The 22,439-nt window shown below is 72.9% G+C and carries 13 protein-coding genes; 4 read left to right on the top strand and 9 right to left on the bottom strand.

Annotated features, from left to right (window positions below):
* Window positions 1-8: 8 nt before the first annotated feature.
* Window positions 9-383, bottom strand: coding sequence for a Pepco domain-containing protein (locus tag PUR26_RS27180; protein ID WP_329876116.1), 375 nt, complete (start codon window positions 381-383; stop codon window positions 9-11).
* A gap of 193 nt (window positions 384-576) precedes the next feature.
* Between PUR26_RS27180 and PUR26_RS27175 the strand changes: the two genes are divergently transcribed.
* Window positions 577-1,038 (top strand): cupin domain-containing protein, encoded by a 462-nt coding sequence (locus tag PUR26_RS27175; RefSeq protein ID WP_329876114.1) that lies wholly within the window; start codon window positions 577-579, stop codon window positions 1,036-1,038.
* A 33-nt stretch (window positions 1,039-1,071) separates the two neighbouring features.
* On the opposite strand, the gene guaA is transcribed toward PUR26_RS27175, so the two are convergent.
* Window positions 1,072-2,655 carry a glutamine-hydrolyzing GMP synthase gene (guaA, locus tag PUR26_RS27170; protein WP_329876112.1) on the bottom strand — a complete coding sequence of 528 codons (1,584 nt, stop codon included), beginning with the start codon at window positions 2,653-2,655 and terminating at the stop codon, window positions 1,072-1,074.
* A gap of 329 nt (window positions 2,656-2,984) precedes the next feature.
* Between guaA and PUR26_RS27165 the strand changes: the two genes are divergently transcribed.
* Together PUR26_RS27165 and PUR26_RS27160 are read left to right on the top strand one after the other, a co-directional pair.
* Entirely contained in the window at window positions 2,985-3,278 is a 294-nt protein-coding gene (locus tag PUR26_RS27165; protein ID WP_329876110.1) for a chorismate mutase, read from the top strand.
* An 819-nt stretch (window positions 3,279-4,097) separates the two neighbouring features.
* Window positions 4,098-5,195, top strand: a complete 1,098-nt coding sequence (locus PUR26_RS27160; protein ID WP_329876108.1) for an LAETG motif-containing sortase-dependent surface protein — start codon at window positions 4,098-4,100, stop codon at window positions 5,193-5,195.
* Between the two features lie 74 nt (window positions 5,196-5,269).
* On the opposite strand, the gene PUR26_RS27155 is transcribed toward PUR26_RS27160, so the two are convergent.
* The 7 genes from PUR26_RS27155 to PUR26_RS27125 all read right to left on the bottom strand — a co-directional run bounded on the left by PUR26_RS27155 (window position 5,270) and on the right by PUR26_RS27125 (window position 20,893).
* On the bottom strand, window positions 5,270-7,081 hold the full coding sequence (locus PUR26_RS27155) for a GMC family oxidoreductase (protein WP_329876106.1): 1,812 nt from the start codon (window positions 7,079-7,081) through the stop codon (window positions 5,270-5,272).
* Window positions 7,082-7,168: 87 nt separating this feature from the next.
* Window positions 7,169-8,800 (bottom strand): succinic semialdehyde dehydrogenase, encoded by a 1,632-nt coding sequence (locus tag PUR26_RS27150; RefSeq protein ID WP_329876104.1) that lies wholly within the window; start codon window positions 8,798-8,800, stop codon window positions 7,169-7,171.
* Between the two features lie 165 nt (window positions 8,801-8,965).
* Window positions 8,966-10,729: a protein kinase domain-containing protein gene (locus PUR26_RS27145; RefSeq protein ID WP_443077183.1), complete on the bottom strand. Its 1,764-nt coding sequence runs from the start codon at window positions 10,727-10,729 to the stop codon at window positions 8,966-8,968.
* A gap of 465 nt (window positions 10,730-11,194) precedes the next feature.
* Window positions 11,195-13,003, bottom strand: a complete 1,809-nt coding sequence (locus PUR26_RS27140; protein WP_329876102.1) for a serine/threonine-protein kinase — start codon at window positions 13,001-13,003, stop codon at window positions 11,195-11,197.
* A 96-nt stretch (window positions 13,004-13,099) separates the two neighbouring features.
* Entirely contained in the window at window positions 13,100-15,754 is a 2,655-nt protein-coding gene (locus tag PUR26_RS27135; protein WP_329876100.1) for a protein kinase, read from the bottom strand.
* A gap of 154 nt (window positions 15,755-15,908) precedes the next feature.
* A complete protein-coding gene (locus PUR26_RS27130) occupies window positions 15,909-17,795 on the bottom strand; it encodes a serine/threonine-protein kinase (protein WP_329876710.1) in 1,887 nt (628 codons plus the stop codon).
* A 1,391-nt stretch (window positions 17,796-19,186) separates the two neighbouring features.
* A complete protein-coding gene (locus PUR26_RS27125; RefSeq protein ID WP_329876098.1) occupies window positions 19,187-20,893 on the bottom strand; it encodes a glycerol-3-phosphate dehydrogenase/oxidase in 1,707 nt (568 codons plus the stop codon).
* A gap of 222 nt (window positions 20,894-21,115) precedes the next feature.
* On the opposite strand from PUR26_RS27125, the gene PUR26_RS27120 reads away from it, so the two are divergent.
* Complete coding sequence (locus tag PUR26_RS27120) at window positions 21,116-22,357, top strand: nucleotide sugar dehydrogenase (RefSeq protein ID WP_329876096.1); 1,242 nt, start codon at window positions 21,116-21,118, stop codon at window positions 22,355-22,357.
* Window positions 22,358-22,439: the final 82 nt, after the last annotated feature.

Below are 22,439 nucleotides of genomic sequence, written 5' to 3'. Positions count from 1 at the left end.
CGGGGGGTTCAGCCGTCCGTGCGGCGGGCCGCGGGGCCGGCGTCGGCCGCCCCGAACACCAGCGTGATGGCGCCCTTCCCGGCCACCTCACTGGTCCCGATGAGCTGGAAGCCGCCCTTGGCGGAGACCTCGAAGGAGATCTGGACCTCGCGGAGCGGGAAGGCGGAGTCCGTCCCGGCCACCCGCTCGAAGATCTCGCGCAGCGCGGCGACGTTCCTTTCGACGCTCTGGCGGAACTGCGCGGTGGACACGGGGACGGTGACATGGTCACGGTCCCTGCCGCGGCCCTTGGAGATCACGGTCGTCGTGTCGTCGACGCCGTCGGCGTCCACGATGATCTCGAGTTCCCGCGCGGGCGTGATGCCGCCGCTGTGCTGAGTCATGATCCGTCCCACTCCCCGTCGTCCCCGCACCGTTTCCCGGCCGTGAGGATCGTACGAAGAGACCGTCAACCGCTGGCGTGTTTCGGCCAGTTGTCGACGCATCGGGTGATTGTCGGCGGGCGGGGGACGCGGCGCCGCGACGACGACGGCCCATACCCGGACTCCGGGCCGCGGCCGGAAGCACAATGTCTCCATGACCGACACCTCGCGGCTCTCGCCGCTCGTCGAACTGCTGGACCTGCGGCCCCATGTCGAGGGCGGCTGGTTCAGGGAGACCTGGAGGACCACGGGCTCCGCCACGCCCGCCGGATACCCGGGCCCGCGCGCGTACGCCACCGGTATCCACTTCCTGCTCCACCCGGGCGAGAGCTCCCGCTGGCACCGGGTGCGCTCGGACGAGCTGTGGCTCTGGCACCGCGGCGGCCCGCTGCTGCTCTCCCTGGGCGGCACGGGCGGGGCCCCCTCGGCCGCGCCCGAGCACATCGCGCTGGGCCCGTCCGTGGAGACCGGCGAGCGGCCGCAGTCACTGGTGCCCGCCGGCTGCTGGCAGTCCGCCCGGCCGTCGGGCGACGAGCCCGTCCTGGTCAGCTGCGTCGTCGCGCCGGGCTTCGACTACGACGACTTCACGCTCGAAGCCGCCGCCCACGAGGAGTGAGCGACGGCTTCGGTCAGGCGGCCATGGGGAGGATCACTCCCACTCGATGGTGCCCGGGGGCTTGCTGGTCACGTCCAGCACCACGCGGTTGACGTCCTTCACCTCGTTGGTGATCCGCGTCGAGATCTTCGCCAGTACGTCGTACGGCATCCGCGTCCAGTCCGCCGTCATCGCGTCCTCGGAGGAGACGGGCCGCAGGACGATCGGGTGGCCGTAGGTCCGGCCGTCGCCCTGGACGCCGACGCTGCGCACATCGGCGAGGAGCACGACCGGGCACTGCCAGATGTCGCGGTCCAGGCCGGCCGCCGTGAGCTCCTCACGGGCGATGGCGTCGGCCTCGCGCAGCAGGTCGAGGCGGTCACGGGTGACCTCGCCGACGATACGGATACCGAGGCCGGGGCCCGGGAAGGGCTGGCGCTGGACGATCTCCTCCGGCAGGCCGAGCTCCTGGCCGACCATCCGGACCTCGTCCTTGAACAGCTGGCGCAGCGGCTCGATCAGCTTGAACTCGATGTCCTCGGGCAGACCGCCGACGTTGTGGTGCGACTTGATGTTGGCCGTACCGGTACCGCCGCCCGACTCGACCACGTCGGGGTAGAGGGTGCCCTGGACGAGGAACTCCACGGGCTGGTCGCCCGGGGCCTCGGCCACGATCTCCGCCTGCGCCTGCTCGAAGACGCGGATGAACTCCCGGCCGATGATCTTCCGCTTCTCCTCGGGGTCGGAGACCCCGGCGAGGGCGTTCAGGAACCGCTCCTGCGCGTCGACGACCTTGAGCCGCACGCCGGTCGCGGCGACGAAGTCCTTCTCGACCTGCTCGGTCTCGCCCTTGCGCATCAGGCCGTGGTCGACGTACACGCAGGTCAGCTGCGAGCCGATGGCCTTCTGGACCAGGGCCGCGGCCACCGCCGAGTCGACGCCGCCGGACAGACCGCAGATGGCGCGCTTGGAGCCGACCTGCTCGCGGATCGACGCGACCTGCTCCTCGATGACGTTGCCCGTGGTCCAGTCCGGTTCGATGCCGGCGCCGCGGTAGAGGAAGTGCTCCAGGATCTGCTGACCGTGGGTGGAGTGCATCACCTCGGGGTGGTACTGCACGCCGTACAGCTTCTTCTCGTCGTTCTCGAAGGCCGCGACGGGCACGACGTCCGTGGACGCGGTGACGGTGAAGCCCTCGGGCGCGGCCGAGCAGGCGTCGCCGTGGGACATCCACACCGGCTGCTCGGCGGGGGTGCCCTCGAAGAGCGTGGAGCCGTTCTTGGAGACGTGCAGCGGCGTACGGCCGTACTCGCGGGCGCCGGTGTTGTCGACGGTGCCGCCGAGGGTCGTCGCCATCAGCTGGAAGCCGTAGCACATGCCGAAGACGGGGACACCGGCCTCGAAGATCTCACGGTCGAGCCGGGGGGCGCCCTCCTCGTACACGGAGGACGGGCCGCCGGAGAGGATGATCGCCTTCGGGTTCTTGGCCAGCATCTCGGCCACCGGCATGGTGGACGGGACGATCTCGCTGTAGACCCGGGCCTCACGGACTCGGCGGGCGATGAGCTGGGCGTACTGCGCGCCGAAGTCGACGACGAGTACGGCGTCGGGCGCGGCAGCGGGATTCGCTGATGACACTACGGCGGCCTTCCGGCGGGAGGAGGGGGTCTGTATGTCGATTCTACCGGCGTCCGCCGGCGCGGACGGGCGTCCCTTCGTCCCACCATCCGAACCGGGGGTGGTCCGCCCTGTCGGATGGTCCATACTGGCCGCATGCGCAAGCACCTGACCTTCGTCTTTACCTATGGCACCGGCCCGTCCGGCTGCCATGGGTTCGACGGTCGCGCTGTGTGAGCGACTGCCAGACGACTTCCCAGGCGCCCCGGGCCGACAAGGCCCGGGGCGTTCTGTGTTTTCCCGGGCCGGGTCGCTCCGGGGCACCACGACCCCTTTGAGGAGATCCCGCCATGACCGCTCTCGACCTCGCCCCCGACAGGACCGGTGCCCGCACGGACGCGGCCGCCGACGTGATCACCGGCGCGCGCGAGCGCATCGACGCGCTCGACGACCGGATCATCGGTCTGATCCAGGAACGGATGGCCGTCTCGTCCGTCATCCAGGACGCCCGGATCTCCTCCGGCGGCCGCCGGGTGAACCTGGCGCGCGAGATGGAGGTGCTGGGCCACTACCGTGACGCGCTCGGCCGGCCCGGCACGTCGCTGGCGATGACGCTGCTGGAACTGTGCCGGGGCCGCGTCTGAGACCGGTCGCGCGGCCGGGGCCCGCGCAGGGCCCGGCCGGGCGTCCGGGGCCGCCGTTCCGCGCACGGCGCCTTCGGGCGGGGCCGCAGGGGCCGTAGGGGCCGTATGCGAGTTCGGGCGCATCCTCACCCGTACGGCGCGTGACCGCACCGGCCCGGCCTTCGTTGTTCCCGGTGTCCGTGCCAGCCAGGGGCGGCCCGTGGAAACCACGCGTGGCTCCGTTGGAGCGTGTGGCGTGCCGATGGCACGCCGTGGGACCTCGCTCCAGCGTGCGTGACCGGACGGCAGGGGACAGCAGCCCGGTCACCCGAAAAGGCGGTCGGCTCCGGGGACGCCCGGGGCCGACCGCAACCGGCCCGGAACGATCACGTCGGCTGCCGCCGTCCCCCATCGACGCGCGGGACGGGACCGACCCGAACGCACCGCCGTACCCCGATGGGTCCGCACCGTGCACGCCCCCCCGGATGCCCGGGGCCGGCCTTCCGGTGCCCCCACCGGCTCACGCGCCCCTCACCACCCGGGCGGCGCCCGTACCCCTCCGGCACGCCTCTCCGGCGCCGGCGCCGGCCCACGAGGGCCCCACGGGGATCATCGCGGGGTCCTCGCTCCCGCGCCCCCCACCTCCCCTCGTCTCGCCGCGCACGGGACAGTGGCATGTGTCGCACGCCACATAAAGTTTCCGTGAGTATCCGTGCAACCAATCCCCCTGGTCACAGGTCATGCATGCGAAACAACGGCCACACCCGTGACACCCCCACCTCGGGAGGGCCTCTACCTTCCGTGCCGCGTGACGCGGTACGCCAGACCCTGAGGTCTTCAATGAAGCTTCGCCGCGCCATGGCCGTCGCCGCCGCGACCGCCGTCATCGCCCCCGCCGCCTTCCTGGCGGCCCCTGCCGCGTACGCGACGGACGGCACCACCAGCACGACCTCCTCCGGCACCACCGGGGAGCAGGACTCCACGACCCCGGACGACACGAAGCCGGCGGACGACACCAAGCCCGCCGACGACACCGTCACGCCGGGCGACGACACCAAGCCCGCCGACGACACCGTCACGCCGGGCGACGACACCAAGCCCGCCGACGACGCGGTCAAGCCGGGCGACAAGCCGGCCGACGACACCGTCAAGCCCGGCGACAAGCCCGCCGACGACACCAAGCCCGGCACCGAGCCCGGCGAGGAGGAGGGCGAGGACGAGGGCGACCTCGACGAGGACCTGATCTGCGAGGAAGGCTCGGTCCAGGTCTCCCTGGGCGGCTTCCCGAACAAGATCGTCGCGGGCAGCGGCTGGAAGAACTTCACGTTCGACGTGAAGAACGACGGCAAGAAGGACATCGCCGACCTCCAGATCTACACCGTCGCCGTCTACGAGAAGTCGGTGGACTCCGAGGACCCGAGCGACAAGCTCGTCGAGAAGTACGCCCACTTCGAGTACAAGGACCCCGAGTCGGGTGAGTGGATCAACGACTTCGACGGCTCCGGCTTCAACAACGGCTTCTTCTTCGGCTCGTTCGCCCTGGACGCCGGCAAGAAGGTCTCCGTCGACCTCCGGGTGAAGATCGACAAGGGCGCGCCCGCGGGTGACGGCCTCGCGCTCGCCATCGGCGGTTACGACAACGGCGCCGAGGACGAGACCTACAAGTGCTTCGAGAACGGCGAGTCCTACCCGTTCACGATCGTCAAGGCCGGCAGCACCGCCGGTGACGTCGAGGACTCGAAGCCCAGCGGTGAGAAGCCGGCCAAGGACGTCAAGCCGCAGGGTGAGCCCAAGCCGATCCCCGTCACCGGCAACCTGGCCGAGACCGGTTCCTCCTCGATGCTGCCGACCATCGGCATCGCCGGTGGCATCGCCGTCGTCGCGGGCGCCGGTGTCGTCTTCGCGATGAAGCGCCGCAAGGACGGCGCGGTCGCGTAACACGCGTCACCGCTCCACATGAACAAGAGAGGCGCTGCACTCGGAGGGGGGTGCAGCGCCTCTCTCCTGTTTTCTCAGGGCCTGGGCGGGACCGTCGGCATGCCCAGGAACGGCAGGTTCAGCGCGCCGAAGGCGTCCGCCGGGACCGTGGGCGACTTCGGCGCGACCGCGGCGAGGCGCTCGTAGGCCGCGCCCTGCTCCGGGCGCGGGTCGCTCTCGCCCTTGTTAGGCCAGAACGACATGGCCCGCTCCGCCTGGGCGGTGATCGTCAGGGACGGGTTCACCCCGAGGTTCGCGGAGACGGCCGCACCGTCGACGACCGAGATGCCCGGGTGGCCGAAGAGCCGGTGGTACGGGTCGATGACGCCGTCCCGCTCCGTCGCGCCGATCACGCAGCCGCCCAGGAAGTGGGCGGTGAGCGGGGTGCCCATCAGTTCGCCGACGTTGGAACCGGCGAAGCCGTTGATCTCCTCGGCCAGCAGGGACGCCGCGCGGCTGCCCTCGGCGATCTGCTTGGGGTTGGGGGCGCCGTGGCCCTGCCGGGCGGTGAGCAGGCCCTTCCCCAGGCCGTCGCGCTTGCGGTAGGTCGTCAGGGAGTTGTCCAGCGACTGCATGACCAGGCCGATGATGGTCCGCTCCGACCAGCGGCGGTTGGACAGCGAGCGCAGGGTCAGCCAGGGGTGCTTGGCCACGTTGCCGAGCCAGGCCGCCACCCGCTTCTCCGCGTAGGGGACCTGGAGGATGGAGAGCGAGCCCATGGCGTTGGAGCCCTTGCCGTACCGGACGGGCTCGATGTGGGTGTTGGCGTCCGGGTGGATCGAGGACGTGATCGCGACGCCCTGGGTGAAGTCGGCCCGCGCGTGGCCGTGGCGCTTGCGGTAGCGGCGGTCCGTGGTCTGCGAGCCGACGAGCGCCTCGGAGTTGGTACGGGTCAGCTCGCCGAGCCGGGCGGAGACGCGCGGCAGCAGCCCGCGGTCCTTCATGGTGTGCAGCAGGGTCTGCGTGCCGTACGTGCCGGCGGCGACCACGACGTACCGCGCCCGCAGCGTCTTCGGGGTGGCCTTGCGGCGCCGGTGGGTGGGCACGGTGGAGACGCGGTAGCCCCCGTCGGCGTCGTCCGTGACGGCGGTGACCGTGGTCATGGGGTGGATGACCGCGCCGGCCTTCTCGGCGAGGTGGAGGTAGTTCTCGTTGAGGGTGTTCTTGGCGCCGTGGCGGCAGCCCGTCATGCACTCGCCGCACTCGTTGCAGGCCCGCCGGGACGGGCCGGCGCCGCCGAAGTAGGGGTCGGGCACCTGCTGGCCGGGCTTCGCCCTGGCCGAGCCGTCGGCGTCCTCGCCGTCGCCGAAGAAGACGCCGATGGGTGCCAGGTGGAAGGTGTCGCCGACGCCCATCGCCTGCGCCGCCGCCTTCAGGTGCACGTCCGACGGGGTCATCGTGGGGTTGAGCCGTACCCCCAGCATGCGTTTGGCCTGGTCGTAGTACGGGGCGAGCTCGGCCTGCCAGTCGGTGATGTCGCGCCACTGCGGGTCGTCGAAGAACGGCGCGGGCGGCACGTAGAGGGTGTTGGCGTAGTTGAGCGAGCCGCCGCCCACCCCGGCACCCGCGAGCACCATCACGTTGCCGAGCAGATGGACCCGCTGGAGCCCGTAGAGGCCCAGCGCCGGGGCCCACAGGTAGTTGCGCAGGTCCCAGGAGTTCTTGGGCAGGGTGGCGGGGCTGAAGCGGCGCCCGGCCTCCATGATCCCGACGCGGTAGCCCTTCTCGGTCAGACGGAGCGCCGACACCGCCCCGCCGAAGCCCGATCCCACGACGATGACGTCGTAGTCGTACAGGGCATCGTCCGGAGCGTCGTCCTGATTCTGGGCAGGGGGCACCTGGGGCATTGGCTCTCCTCGTACCGAACTCGTGCCGAAAGGGGGAAATCGGCCGGACAGGGGCGGGTGGCTTCGGGGCCGGGCGGCGGCCGGCGGTCAGCGCAGGCGCAGTGCCTTCATCACCTTCAGGCTGAGGCTCATGAACTCCGCGTACTTCTCGTCGTCCATGCCGAACGACGGAGCCAGCGGGATCAGTCGCTGCTGCGCCACCGTCTGCGCCTCGGTGTACTTGAGGATGCCCTCGGAACCGTGGCGGCGCCCGAGGCCGGAGTCCTTCATGCCGCCCATCGGCGACTGGACGCTGCCGTAGGCGGGGGCGTACCCCTCGTTGATGTTGACCGTGCCGGTGCGCAGCCGGGCGGCGATCGCGTGTCCCCGGCGGCCGTCCCTGGTCCAGACGCTGGCGTTGAGGCCGTACGCGGTGTCGTTGGCCTGCGCGACGACCTCGTCCTCGTCGCTGAAGCGGTAGATCGAGACGACCGGTCCGAAGGTCTCCTCGCTGCACACCGCCATCGGCGCCTCCACGCCTTCGAGGATGGTCGGCTCGTAGAACAGGGGGCCGATGTCGGGGCGGGCGACTCCTCCCGCGACGAGCGTGGCGCCCTTGGCGACGGCCTCCTCGACGTGCCGGGTGACCGTCTCCAGCTGCCGCTCCCCGACCAGGGAGCCCATGTCCGCCCCGTACGCGAGGGAGCGGCCGAGCCGCATCGACTTCGTACGGGCGGCGAACCGCTCCACGAACTCGTCGGCGATCGACTCGTGCACGTACAGCCGCTCGATGGAGATGCACAGCTGGCCGGCGGAGGAGAAACAGGCGCGGACGGCGCCCGCGGCCGCCTTCTCCACGTCGGCGTCGTGCAGGACCAGCATGGCGTTCTTGCCGCCGAGTTCGAGGGAGACGCCGACCAGGCGGGCCGCCGCGCCCTGCGCCACCTCGCGCCCGGTGCGGGTGGAGCCGGTGAACGAGACGTAGTCGGCGTGCTTGACGACCTCGGGGCCGACGACCGGCCCGTCACCGAGCACCACCTGGAACACCTCGGCCGGCAGTCCCGCCTCGATCAGCAGGTCGCGGGCCCACAGGGCGGTCAGCGCGGTCTCGGTGTCGGGCTTCATGACCACCGCGTTGCCCGAGACGAACGCGGGCAGCGCGTCGCCCACCGACAGTTCGAGGGGGTAGTTCCAGGGCGCGATCTGGCCGACGACACCGCGCGGCTGGCGCAGTTCGGTGACCTTGGTGAGGGTCGGGACGACGCCGGTGTGGTGCTTCGGCTTCAGGTAGGCGGCGGCCCTGCGGCCGTAGTGGCGGGCGGCCACGGCGACGGCCTGCACCTCCTCGTGGGCGTGCAGCCGCGCCTTGCCGGTCTCCAGCTGGATCAGGTCGAGGACCTCGGCCTGGCGCTGGAGGACGAGGTCGTGGAAGCGCAGCAGCACCGCGGCGCGAGCCCGGACCGGCGTCGCGGCCCACACGGGCTGCGCGGCGCGGGCGCGGGCGAACGCCTCGGCGACGTCCTGCGGGGTGGACTCGGGCAGTTCCGCCAGCCGCTCCCCGGTGAAGGGGGTGTGGTTGGCGGTCCGGCCGGACCCCGCGACGCCGCGCGTGAGCTGGGCGACGACTTCGGGCGTGACCACGTCGGCGGCGGTGCGCGCGCCGGCCGGGGCGGGAGCGATCGGGTTCGTACCGAGCGGTGTCGTGCCGAGGGGGGCTGCGGTGGCCTGCGAGTCCGTCATGGGGGCGAGGGTATGCCCAAAGGGACCCGTCCGGTACCCACCGGTAACAGCTTTTCACCGGCCGCTCACATCGCGCCAGTGTTCACTGGCAAATAAGCCCTGATCAGGGGCTTACGGCGAGCGATCGCAGAGGTGGGAGGTTGCGGGCTGCGGCCCGCGGCGCTGTCAGCGTCCCACCGCGAAGGAATCGAGCACGGTGTCGAAATGGCGCTTCACCACATCGAGCCGGGCGGCCGGACCCGAGACCCAGACGTCGTACATCCAGCCGCCCTCGTCCCAGCAGATGTCGTACGTGTGCCGGGGCCCCTCCGTGGCCGTGTAGCCGTTCCAGGTGAACTCCCACAGAGCCGCCGGCAGTCCGTTGTGCGTGGTCGGGGTGACCTTGGCGCGGCGGTAGCCGGGGTTGGTGTCCGGGCCGCCGGCGTCGGCGAGGCGCATCGCGCCCAACGGCCCCCCGGTCACCGGCGCCTGGACCCGGATGCCGATCCGGAAGGCCTTGTCGGGCGACATGTAGTAGATGCGCTTCGCGTCCGCGGAGCGTTCGTACCCCTCGGGGACGGTGAGCGAGAAGCCGCCCGGGTCGGAGACCGCCCGGTAGCCGGGCGGCACCCTCGTGTCCGCCGTCCCGCTCCCGCCGGAGGGCCCGGGGGCGTCCGCCGTACCGCCCGTGCCCGTGGTGGTCGTCACCGGCGTCGCGGTGGTCGCCGCCGGGGGCGCGGACCGCCCCTCGCCTCCCCCTTCCGCACGCAGCAGTACCGTGCCCGCCGCTCCCGCCCCCGCGAGCGCGGTGAGCAGCGCGGCGGCCACCAGCGGCCTGCCCCTGCGTCGGCGGGCGGCCCCGGCGCCCGGGGCGGCCTCGCCGTACGGGGCGGCCTCGCCGTACGGGGACGTCCGCAGGCCCGAGGGGCGGGTGTCGGCCGCCACGCACCGGGGAGAGCCGGGCGGGGCGCCGGGGGCGGGGTCGGCCCCGTAACCCCAACGCTGACCCGGGTACGCCGGCGTCGTCCCCGTCGCCGTGTACTCCTCCAGCAGCCGCTCCGCCTCCGCCGCTCCCATCCGGCGCGCCGGATCCCGCTCCAGCAGACCGCGCACGACGGGCAGCAGCGGCCACGCCTCGGCGGGCGGTCTGACCTCCTCCTCCACGACGGCGTGCAGCACCCCGCCCAGGGAGTCGCGGTGGAACGGCGACCGGCCGGTCAGCGCCGCGCACAGCAGTGCCCCCAGGGACCAGAGGTCCGTCTCGGGACCGGCCTCCGCACCCTGCATGCGCTCGGGTGCCGTGTACTCGGGCGAGCCGACGAACATCCCCGTCTCCGAGATCGTCGTCGCCCCCGCGAGCTGGGCGATCCCGAAGTCGGTGAGCACCACACGCCCGGTGCCCTCCTCCAGCAGCACATTGGCCGGTTTGAGGTCCCGGTGCAGCACGCCCAGGGCATGGGCGGCACGCAGGGCCCCGAGCAGCGCGAGCCCGATGCGGGCCGCCTCGGCGGCGTCGACCGGGCCCCGGGCGGCCACCAGTTCGGCGAGCGAGACGCCCTCGACCAGCTCCATGACCATGTACGGGACGCCGTCCTCCTCGACCACGTCGTGGACGACGATGACGTGCGGATTGCGTACGCGCGCGACGGCGCGCGCCTCCCGCAGGGTCGAGTGGGTGGGGGCGCCGGCCTCGACGTGGATCTCCTTGACGGCGACGTGCCGGCCGAGGAGTTCGTCGTAGGCCAGCCAGACCGTGCCCATGCCGCCGCGGCCGAGCCGGGTCTCCAGCCGGTAGCGGCCGGCGACGCGCCGCCGGAAACCGGAACGGTAGAGGTGGTGCGGCTGCGGGGGGGTGTACGGGGCCTGGGGGGCCTGGGGGGACTGGGCAGTCCGGGGGGCCTGCCCGTGCTGGGGCTCGTGTGAGGGCGACGGCCCCTGGGGAGGGGGCACGGGCGCGTCGAGGGGCTGCTTCTGAGGCTGCTGTTGGGGGTGCTGTGGCCTGTGGGACGGCTCACGGGGCGGCTGTTGGGGGTGCTGCGGTCCGTGCGACTGGGGCGTGCCCTGTGGTTCCTGGGGCGCGTGCTGCTGGTGCGGCGGGTGGGGCTCGTCGGGCAAGTCGGGTTGCCGCGTCGCCTGCGCATGCTGAGGCTCAGTCGCTGGTTGCCGTTGCTCCGGTTGCCATTGCTCCGGGGGCTCCTGGGCTCGGGGTTGCTCCTGGGCTCGGGGTACCTGCGCTTGCTGGGGCTGCGGAGACTGCTGGGCCTGCGGTTGCTGCGGTTGGTGCGGTTGCTGCGCTTGGTGCGGTTGCTGTGCTTCGGAGGAGCTCTGCACTTCGGAGGAACGCTGTGGTTCGTGGGGGTTCTGCGGTTCCTGTGGTCCGACGGGCACGGCACATCCCCTCTGCTCGCGCCGAGGTCACTCCTCGGCAGGACGCCAGCCGCGCAGCATGATGTCGAACTGCTCCCGGGTGGCCTGCCAGTCGTCCGCGGGAGAGGACATGTACAGCGCGTACTCGGTTCCGTCGTCCGTGTAGTACACCTGGTCGATCGCGCGCCGCTTGCCGGGATGATCCTTCTTCTCGACCCAGGTGAACTCCCACAGACAGGATTCCAGTTGATCACGGAAGGTGTTCTGGTGCAGCGTCTTCCGGTCATAGGAGGGAAGGCGCTTCATCAGACTCTTCTCCACATCCAGCATGTGCATGTACGGGTTCTCGAAGTCCGGCGAGCGGTCGATGCTGATCCGGATGCGGTGGCGGCCGTTGTCCGGGGTGTAGTCGATCTGGTTGCCGTCCATCTGCCGCTTCCAGCCGACCGGCACCAGCAGACTGAACCCTTCCGGATCCTCGACCCGGTGCCAGCCCTTCTGGTCCGCCTGCGCGCCCTGGGCGGGAGGCGTGGAGCCGCCGGCCCCCGGGCTGGTGGACCCGACGCCCTGGTCGGCGTACTTCATGACGACGAAGCCCGCGCCGCCGCCCATCACTCCCGCGAGCACGACGGCCAGGACGGCGGCGCGCCGACGCCTGCGCCGCGCCGGACGAACGGAACCGTCCCCGGCACCGGCCGACGCCGCCGTCGCCCCGCCCGCGGACCCCGCAGATCCCGCCGGGCCCGGGGCCGACGCGTACTCCCGCCCTCCGGCTTCCGCACGCGCGTCCGGACCGTCCGGACCACCCGGACCGCTCGACCCGCGCACGGCCGACTCCGCCGTGGCGACCGGCGCGCCCTCCGCGCCCCCGTCCGGCGCGGCACCCGAAGCGGAACCGGGCGGCCGGATGTCCGGCACCGTCGGCGACGTGCCGGCGGCCGGCTCGCTCGTCGCGGCGGTCAGCTCACCCCGCCCCACCGGCCGGGTCGGTACGTACGCCTGGGCGGACGCCGGCGCCCGGCCCTCCATCGCCTCCAGCAGCATGCGTTCCGTCTCGGCCGCGCCGGGACGGTCCGCGGGGTCCTTGCGCAGCAGTGCCGTGATCACGGGGGCGAGCGGCCCGGCGTGCGCGGCCGCCGGTGGTTCCTCGGTCACGACGGCCTGCATGGTGCTGATGGGCGACGTACGGCGGAACGGCGAGGTGCCCTCCACCGCCGCGAAGAGCGTGGCACCCAGGGACCACAGGTCGGAGGCCGGTCCCGGCGAGCCGCCACGCACCCGCTCGGGCGCCAGATAGTCGATGGAGCCGACCAGTTCACCGGTACGGGTGATGGTCGAGTCGCCCTCGATGGCGGCGATCCCGAAGTCGGTGAGCAGTACACGGCCGTCGCGGGCGAGCAGGACGTTGCCCGGCTTGACGTCCCGGTGCAGCACCCCGGCGGCGTGCGCGGCGCGCAGGGCGCCCAGGACGTGCAGGCCGATACGGGCCGCCTCCCCTGCCTGGATGCGCCCGTCGCCGGTCTCCTTGGCCGCGTCGGCCAGCGAGGGCCCGTCGACGTACTGCATCACGATCCACGGGCGGGCGTCGTGCTCCAGGACGTCATGGACGGTGACGACCCCGGGGTGGGTGATGCGGGCGGCGGCCCGCGCCTCCTTCTGCGTGCGGGCGTGCAGGACGACCCGGTCGGCCTCGCAGACGTACTGGCCCGCCGTCAGTTCCTTGACGGCCACGGTCCGGTGCAGCACCTCATCGTGGGCACGCCAGACCTTGCCCATGCCCCCGCGGCCGATGGTCTCGACCAGCCGGTAGCGCCCGGCCAGCACCAGCCCCGATCCGTTGTCCTGAGTGTGTTCCACTTGCCCCCGCCGTTTCTTCCGGTGCCAGGTTACGGAGGGGGATACGTACGGCGGAACCTCGGGGCTGCCACGGAGACCGCACTGTGATGCGTCCGTTCAGCGTGTCGAGCGGTACGCCTTCACTGCCTGTTGGTAGATCTCGGACACCTTGTCACGCTCGCTGTCGGGGCCGATGACCTGGACGACGTGGTAGCGGCCGTCGACGACGAGGGCGAGGTTGCGGACGTACACCTCACGGCCGTTGCCGTCCTGCCAGGTGAACTGCCCCTCGGCCATGACCTGTTGACCCACGTCTATTCGGCGCAGGCCGGACGCGGTCGCCCAGGAGGACTCACGCCAGGGCTGGAGCTCCCGCTCCTTGTTCCGCTGGTACTCCATGGGGTCGGCGCCGTTGGCCTGGACGGTGTCGCGGCCGGGCACGACGATCAGCGTGTATTCACCACCGATGTAGCGGACCTGGCCCACGTCGTTGATCGGGTTGCGCTGCCAGCTCTTGTCGACCCCGATCCGGAAGCCCTCGGGGTCGTCACGGACCGCGTACCCGGCGGTGAGGGCGGGCGAGCTGGGCGTCACCGCGTTGGTGGACGGGTCCTGTGTGCCGGGGGTCGGCTGCTGATCCCCCCCGGCCCCGTCGTCGGAGGTCGGTCCGGCGGCACTCGGCCGGGGCTGCGGCTGCCCCTGCCCCTGGGCCGGGCTCCGGGCCGGGTCCTGCCGCCCCGACGGGGCCTTGGGCATGTACATCACCGCATACGCGATGGCGGCGGCGAGCGCGAGCAGTATGGCGACCAGAAGAACGCGGCCGAGGGCGCGCGGCCCCCGGCCGCGTGCCGGAGCCGACGCTCCGGTGCCCTCGGCATGGCCGCCCCTCCGCTGGCGGTGGCGGCCATGCGCGGAGGCGGAGGTGCCCGCCCGCCGCTTGCGGACCAGTTCGCCGCGGCGGCGCACGACGGGCAGCCGGGTCTCGTCGACGGCCGGCATCGCCACGATGCCCGTGCCCGCCTCGGGCTCCGGGGCCGAGCGCACCAGCGAGCGCAGCCAGCCGCGCAGCTCCTCGAAGTCCGGCCGCTCCGTCGGGTCCTGACGCAGCAGCGATTCGACGACCGGGCGCAGGGGCCCGCACTCCTCGGCGAACGCGGGCGGCTCGGCGCACACCATCTGGACCAGCTCGGCCGCGTTCTCCTCCGGGTACGGGGCGTGGCCCTGGACCGCCCGGTAGAGCAGCGCACCGAGCGCCCACAGATCGGTGGAGGGTCCGATGGGCGGGGCCAGCTGCCAGTTCTCGTGGACAGGACCCGCCTGCTCGGGGGCCCATCGCTCGGTGACGGCGCCGACGACGGCGATGCGGGCCTGCCGGGCGCGCTCGGCGGCGAGGGGCGTGGCGGGGCCGCGGTACGCCGGTGCCTGCCCCGTCGCCACGATGTCGTTCCACCGGCCGGTCGCGGGGGGCTGCTCGGGGACGCGGGTCACGCGCTGGGCGTCGGCCCGCAGCGCCTCCCCGGACCCGCCGCCCTGCCAGCTGCCGTCACCGCGGCGCGCGTACGGCGACCCGCCGCCGTACGGCGAGACGCCCCCGCCCGCCGGGAGCGACCCCTGGGCGTCACGTCCGCCCGACGGGCCGTCGTGCCAGGTACCGGCGAGCAGCGCGCGCCGGGGCCCCTCGCCGCCGTCCTCGTCTTGCCCTGCACCGCCACCGGCCGGGTCGCCGGGGCGGCTCGCGGTGTCGTCGTCGTCGAAGTCGTCGTCCTCCGCCGCGGCGACCTGGGTCCACCACTGCGGTGCGGGCGGCGACGCCGCCGGGGCCGGTCCCGGCGGCAGCGCGGGGGCGCCACCCGCCTCATGGGCGCGGGCGGCGGCGCGTGCACCGGCGCGGTACGCGGCGATGGCGCCCGCCCGGGCCGCCGCCCTGGCGTCCTCGGAAGGCGCCATGGGCAGGGCCGGCGCGGACGGCCCCTGCCCGCCGGGCGGCGGATCGTACGGCCGGCCCTCCGGGGAGAGGATCTCGCCCCGGTAGTCGCTCTCCTCGCCGTCCCCGTACGGGTACCCGTCCCCGTACTCGCCCCGGTGGTCGTCCCCGTACGCGGCCTCTTCGACGGCCGCGTCCTCGCGGACGGCGTCATCCTGGCCGTAGTCGTCCTCGTCGTCCTCGTCGTCGGGGACGGGCACCGGGGCGTACCCGCACAGCGCCTCCTCCGCCGCTCCTGCCGCGAGGCCCGTGAGGACGACTCGTCCGTCGTCACAGACCAGGACGGTGCGGACGGTGATGTTCCGGTGGGTCCAGCCGTGCGCGTGCAGGGCGCGCAGGGCGGTGAGGACGTCCGAGCCGATCTCCGCGGCCCGGTACGGGTTCAGCGGCCGCTCGGCGAGCAGGGCGGCGAGCGGCCGTGCCGCGACCATCTCGCTCACTATCCACAGGGATCCCGCCTCCGCGAAGACGTCGAAGACCTGGTCCAGCCGGGGGTGGTCGGGGATCTGCGCCGCGGCCTGGGCCGCCTCGATGGCACGGCGTACGGCGGGGTCGGTGGGCCGGCGGGTGGCCCGGCCCGTCGCCCTGCGCGGCGACACGGCGCCGGCCCGGCCGTCGGTGTCGACGACCTCCGCGTCCACGACCTCGGGCAGCGGAAGCTGGCGGACCAGCACCTCCTGACCGCTGTAGGTGTCGAAGGCGCGGGTCTCGACGAGTTCGTACGCGTCCGAAGGCGGCAACGGCAGGCGGTAGCGGTCGGCGAGCACCCTCCCCGCATAGTCGTCCACGACGCCTCCCCACGAGCGCGCTGTCCCCCCGGTCCCGCGGAACGTACGGAACCGTCAGCACTGTCCATACCGTCAATTCCGGCCGACGCCCGTACGGTTACCCACCCCATGCCGCCGCATACGGTCCGCGAGCTCTCACGATACGTGCCCTCGGTCAGTCCTTGGGGCTGAACGTCGCGAACGCCGTGTCACGAAGCGTCTTGCACTCGGCGCCGTTCCACTCTTCGGACTTGCAGGAGATCATGATCGAGTAGCCGCGTGCGGCGTCGACCTTGAAGCCCCTGTTGAGCACCCATACCCGCTGGCCGCTCTGATTGCGCTCGAACTGCCAGTCGGCCACGGTCGGGTAGCCCTTGTACTCGACCTTCGCTATGCCGTGGTGCTTGTAACCGTTGCTGCTGGCCGACACAGCGGCCACCGCGCCCGCCCAGGCGCTGGCGGCGTCGTCCTTGGGGCTGCTGTTGAAGTCGACCTGCACGCGGGGGAAGCCGCCGTCGGCGCTGAATATCCCGCCGGAGTTCTGTCCCGCCACAGCGGTCATACGGAAGTTCGACGGCATGGCCATGGAGAAGTGGAACCGGTCGTTGGTGACGACGGTGTAACCCGCCGGCAGGGTCCCGCCTGCGCCGGGCTCCCCGGAGGGCTTGCCGCTGGTGGCGCCCTCCTGCCGGCCCTGCTCCCCGGTGCTGCCCGTGCCGGGCTGTTCGCCGCCCTGCTCCTCGCCCCGCTCCCCGTCGGTCTTCTCACCGGCACCACCGGTGGTCCCGGTGCCGTCGGTGCCCGCCGTGGCGCCGGCCGCGGCCGACTTGTCGCCGCTCGGCCCGCCCTGCCCCTTCGCGGCCGGATCGTCGCCACCGCTCAACGCGACCGCGAGCACGACCGCCACGACGGCGAGCGCGACGACGACCGCGATGATCACCAGCGTGCGGCGCGGCACCACATCGGTCAGGGGCGCCCGCACCGGGGCCGGCCGGCCGGAGGGATCCGCCGGGTTCGGCGTCCTCGGCTGCGTCTGCCTCGGCCTCTGCTCCGGCTTCGCCGTCGCCGCCGCGTTGCGTACGGAACGCAGCGCGCCGCGCATCCGGTCCGCCGCGGCGTCGGCCGCCTCCTTGGCCTTGTCCTTGCCGCGGCCCTCACGCTCGACGGGCAGCGGCGGCAGCGGCACGACGCGGGTGGCCTCCGGCGTCGGCTCGGGCTCCGGGGCGGAGACGGGCTGTTCGGGCGTGTGGATGACGTCGTTGAGCAGCGCCCGCGCGCCCGCGTCGTCGAGGCGCTGCGCCGGGTCCTTGGCGAGCAGGCCGTAGATGACCTCCTCCAGCGGCCCGGCGTTCTTCGGCGGGTCGAGCTGCTCGGTCATCACCGCCGTGAGCGTCGCGATCGCGGAGCCCTTGTCGTACGGCGGGCAGCCCTCCACGCTCGCGTACAGCAGACCGCCCAGCGACCACATGTCCGCCGCGGGCCCCGGCTTGTGGCCACGGGCCCGCTCGGGAGAGATGTAGGAGGGCGCGCCGACGAGCATGCCGGTGGAGGTGATCGACGGATCGCCTTCGACCTGGGCGATGCCGAAGTCGGTGAGGACGACCCGGCCGTCCTCGGCGATCAGGACGTTCGACGGCTTCACGTCGCGGTGCAGGATGCCCTCGCGGTGGGCCGACCGCAGCACGTCGAGCACCGCGAGGCCCACCTCGGCGGCGCGCCGGGGTGTGAGCACACCGTCCTCGCGCACGGCGTCGGCGAGCGACTTGCCCTCGATGAGCTCCATGACGATCCAGGGGCGGTCGTCCTCGTCGACGACGTCGTAGACCGTCACGGCGCCGTTGTTGCGGATCCTGGCGATCGCCTTCGCCTCGCGGAGGGTACGCGTGATGAGGCGGCGCTTCTCCTCCTCGTCGATGCTGTTGGGGAAGCGCAGCTCCTTGACGGCGACGGTACGGCCGAGCGTCTCGTCGACGGCCCGCCAGACGGTGCCCATGCCACCGCGCCCGAGGACTCCGCCGAGCCGGTAGCGCCCGGCGAGCAGCCGCCCCTCCGAGGTCGGCACCGCCCCGCGGACGCGCGGCCTGCCCGGCTCGCCCTGGCCGTTCCGGCCGGCCTGGGCGGCGTCCTGCGACTGCTTGGGCGCCTGGGCGGCGGGCCGGGACCCCTGGGCCTGGGCCGGGGCGGCGGGCCGGGTACCGGGCGCCTTCGGGGCCTGGGCCGGCTTCGACGGCACGTCGGTTCCGCGCCCGGCGGCGTCACGGGACTCCGCGGAGCCGGAGGACCCCGCCGCGCCGGCGGCGGTGGCCGCTCCGGTGGAGGCCTTCTCGCCGGCCGCGTGCGCCGCGCCCGTCGGGGTGCCCCCGGATCCGGCCGCCCGCGCGGCCGGAACCGCCGAGCGGGCGGCGCCTGTCGCGCCGGCTGACGTATCGTCCGCTCCGGCCGCCGTGGCCGGGTCCGCGTCCCGTCCCGCCGCCGGCTCCTTGACCGAATCCTCGTCCGGGGCCTTTGCCGAGTCCTTCGCCGGGTCCGTCGCCGAGTCGGCGCCCGGAGCCTTCCCGGCGTCCGGCTCCCGGCTCGTCCCGGGACTCTTCCCGGAGCTCTTCGCGGAGTCCCGCTCCGTGGCCGGTTCCGCCGTCGGCTCGGCGCCCGGCTTCTTACTCCGCTTCACGTCCCGCTCGATGCCCGACTCCACGGCCGCACCCTCGCCCGTCCCGACATCCGGCTTCACGTCCGAATCGACGTCCGTCCTACCCGACCTGACGCCCGATTCCGCTGCGTCCCGCTGAGGTTCCCGAGCCGCGTCCCGCGACTGCTCCGCTCCCGACATGCGTCCCCTCTGCGATCCCTGATCCTCGCCCGCGCCTGCCGCTTCCCGCGCGATGCGGTAACCCGCCCTGGAAGAGCGTCCATTGTCCCTCACTCCGGGACCGGCGATTCTCCCGGGTCCGGCGTGGGTCCGGATATCACCGTGAAGAGAACCCCCCGGGACGCGCCGTTCCGCTTCAACAGGCCTGTGACCAGGGAAGCGTCGGATGGCAGCCGCTGTCGCGACAGGTCCGTCCGATGCGCGTGTCCGCCTCCGGGAGGACGTCCCACGCCCCGGGGCCGCCCCGGGCCCCTGCTCGGACACCGGCACGGCCCGGTCACCTGGCACTTCTTCAGAACCACGCCCCAACGGGGCGCAACAGGGCGGAATCAGCCATTCCCCCATGCCGGGTCATTCCGGTTTCCGCCGCGACCGGAACCCCGCGGCCCTCCCCATCCCCCGGCCCCGGCAGACCGGTGTCCCCTCACCTCTCCCCCGACCGGCCCGACGGCCCCAGCGACCCGCCACCCGAGCACCCCCGTGCCCGGCGGCACTCCCGGCCGCCCGCCACGAGCGGCGCCGGGGGCGCCCGCACCCGCCCGGGGGTGCCCGCGTGCCACCCCGGGAGCGGACTTCGCGGGCACGCCTTACAACGGCACGATGTCGGGCGCCCCGAGCCGCGCCGCGTCCGCCGTCAGGTCGTCCGGCTGCCGCTGCGACTCGCGCTCGGCCTCCACCCGCTTCTCGTAGTGCTGGACCTCCTTCTCGATCTGCTCCTCGTCCCAGCCCAGTACCGACGCCATCAACCCGGCGCACTCGCGCGCGCTGCGTGTGCCCCGGTCGAAGGTCTCGATCGAGATCCGCGTCCGCCGGGTCAGCACGTCGTCCAGGTGCCGCGCGCCCTCGTGCGACGCCGCGTAGACGATCTCGGCCCGCAGGTAGTCGTCGGCGGCGGCCAGCGGCTCGCCCAGCGACGGGTCGGCGGTGACCAGCTCCAGCACCTCCTGGGTGAGCGAGCCGTACCTGTTCAACAGGTGCTCCACCCGCACCACATGGAGTCCCGTGCGCGCCGCGATCCGCGCCCGCGCGTTCCACAGGGCCAGGTAGCCCTCCGCGCCGAGCAGCGGCACGTCCTCGGTGACACATGCCGCGACCCGCATGTCGAGTCCGTGGACCGCCTCGTCCACCGCGTCCTTGGCCATCACCCGGTAGGTCGTGTACTTGCCGCCCGCCACCACGACCAGGCCCGGGACCGGGTGCGCCACGGTGTGTTCGCGCGACAGCTTGCTCGTCGCGTCCGACTCGCCGGCCAGCAGCGGCCGCAGGCCCGCGTACACGCCCTCCACGTCGTCCCGGGTGAGCGGTACCGCCAGCACGCTGTTCACATGCTCCAGCAGGTAGTCGATGTCCGCGCTCGACGCCGCCGGATGGGCCTTGTCCAGGTCCCAGTCGGTGTCCGTGGTGCCCACGATCCAGTGGCGCCCCCACGGGATCACGAAGAGCACCGACTTCTCGGTCCGCAGGATCAGTCCGGTGGTCGAGTGGATCCGGTCCTTGGGTACGACCAGATGGATGCCCTTGGACGCCCGCACATGGAACTGGCCGCGCTCCCCGATGAGGGCCTGGGTGTCGTCCGTCCACACGCCGGTCGCGTTGACGACCTGCTTGGCGCGGATCTCGTACTCCCCGCCCCCTTCCACGTCCAGCACCCGGGCACCGACCACCCGCTCACCCTCACGCAGGAACCCGATCACCCGCGCCCTGCTGGCGACGTGCGCGCCGTAGCTCGCGGCCGTCCGCACCAGCGTCGCCACGAAGCGCGCGTCGTCCATCTCGGCGTCGTAGTACTGCAACGCCCCGACGAGGGCGTCCCTCCTGAGGGCGGGGGCGACCTGGAGGGCGCGCCGCCGCGTCAGATGCCGGTGCACGGGCAGGCCGCGGCCGTGCCCGGACGAGACGGACATGGCGTCGTAGAGGGCGACGCCCGCACCGGCGTACAACCGCTCCCAGCCCTTGTGCCGCAACGGGTAGAGGAACGGCACCGGCTTGACCAGGTGGGGCGCCAACCGCTCCAGCAGCAGGCCGCGCTCCTTCAGCGCCTCCCTGACCAGCGCGAAGTCCAGCATCTCCAGATAGCGCAGCCCGCCGTGGATCAGCTTGCTCGAACGGCTCGACGTCCCGGACGCCCAGTCGCGCGCTTCCACCAGTCCGGTCGCCAGTCCCCGGGTCGCCGCGTCGAGGGCGGTCCCGGCACCGACCACGCCGGCGCCCACCACCAGCACGTCCAGTTCACGCTCGGCCATGGCCGCCAGCGCCTCGGCGCGCTCCGCGGGTCCCAGTGTCGCTGTCCTCACTGCTGCCTCCCGTCGTCCCCCCAAGTGGTCGGGCTCACAGACTCGATTCTGTCCCCGTCCTCCGACTTCAGCCACCGCCTGTGGACAACACTCGGCACAACGGAAGCCCACAATGCCGCATAACGGTCATATTTACGCCTAGTCTGACATTGCTTCCGCTCGTTCTGTCCACAGGACTTGCGCATATCGTCCACTCCGGCTATTGGGAAGGACGGCCCACCCATGCCCGCAGACCTCGCCGTCATCGGCCTCGGCCACCTCGGACTGCCCCTCGCCCACGCCGCGACAGCCGCCGGTATCGGCACCATCGGCTATGACGTCGACCCTCGCCCCGTCGCGGACCTCGCCGCCGGGCGCCCCCCGGTCGACGGCTCGCTGACCGCCCCGGAGATCCGCCGGATGCTCTCGGGGGGCTTTCGGCCACTCTCCGACCCCGCCGAACTGGGACGGGTCCGCACCGCCGTCATCTGCGCCCCCACACCGCCCGGCGCCGACCACGCGCCGGACCTCACCTCCGTGGCCGCCGGCGCACAGGCACTGGCCGCCCGGCTGCGCCCCCACACCACCGTCCTGTTCGAATCACCGGTACACCCGGGCACCACCGAGAACTTCCTGCGCCCCCTCCTCGAAGAGGGCTCCGGGCTGCGGGCCGGCCGCGATTTCCACCTCGCGTACTCGCCCGGCCGCCTCGACCCCGGCAACCGCACCCATGACTACGCCCACACCCCCAAGGTCATCGGTGGCCTCACCCCCGCCTGCACCGAGGCCGCGGCCGCCTTCTACGGCCGCCTCACGGACAAGGTGGTGCGGGCCCGCGGGACACGCGAGGCCGAGACGGTCAAGCTGCTGGAGACCAACTTCCGCCACGTCAACATCGCCCTGGTCAACGAGATGGCCGTGCTCTGCCACGAGCTCGGCGTCGACCTGTGGGACGTGATCCGGTGCGCCGAGACGAAACCCTTCGGCTTCCAGGCGTTCCGTCCCGGACCGGGCGTCGGCGGTCACGGCGTACCCGCCGACACGATCGGCTCCCACCGCCCGCTGCGGCTGGTCGAACTGGCGGGCCAGATCAACGAGCGCATGCCGCAGTACGTCATCCAGCGCTGCGCCACCCTGCTGAACGAGCACGGCAAGTCCGCCCGCGGGGCGCGGGTGCTGCTGCTGGGGGTCACGTACAAACCGGACCTGGCGGACCGCGAGGGGGCGCCCGCCGCCGAGATCGCGCGCCGCCTGATGGACATGGGCGCGGCGGTCAGCTACCACGACCCGTACGTCCCCGACTGGCGCGTCCGTGACCGGCCCGTCCCGCGCGCGGACTCCCTGTACGAGGCGGCGGCCCACGCCGATGTGACCGTCCTGCTCCAGCATCACCGCACCTACGACCTCCAGGGTCTGTCGGTGAAGGCCCAGCTGCTGCTGGACACCCGGGGCGCGACACCCGCGGGCGCGGCACACCGCCTCTGACCGACGCCCCGGGAAAATCCCCCCGGCCGTTGTCGGACCGGGCTGCTAGTCTCCGGGCCTCGACTTCACACGGTCTTTATAC

Source organism: Streptomyces sp. SP18CS02, assembly GCF_036322365.1.
Taxonomy (GTDB): domain Bacteria; phylum Actinomycetota; class Actinomycetes; order Streptomycetales; family Streptomycetaceae; genus Streptomyces.
The sequence above is the reverse complement of the archived record's forward strand: the minus strand, read 5'-3'. Positions and strand labels throughout refer to the sequence as shown.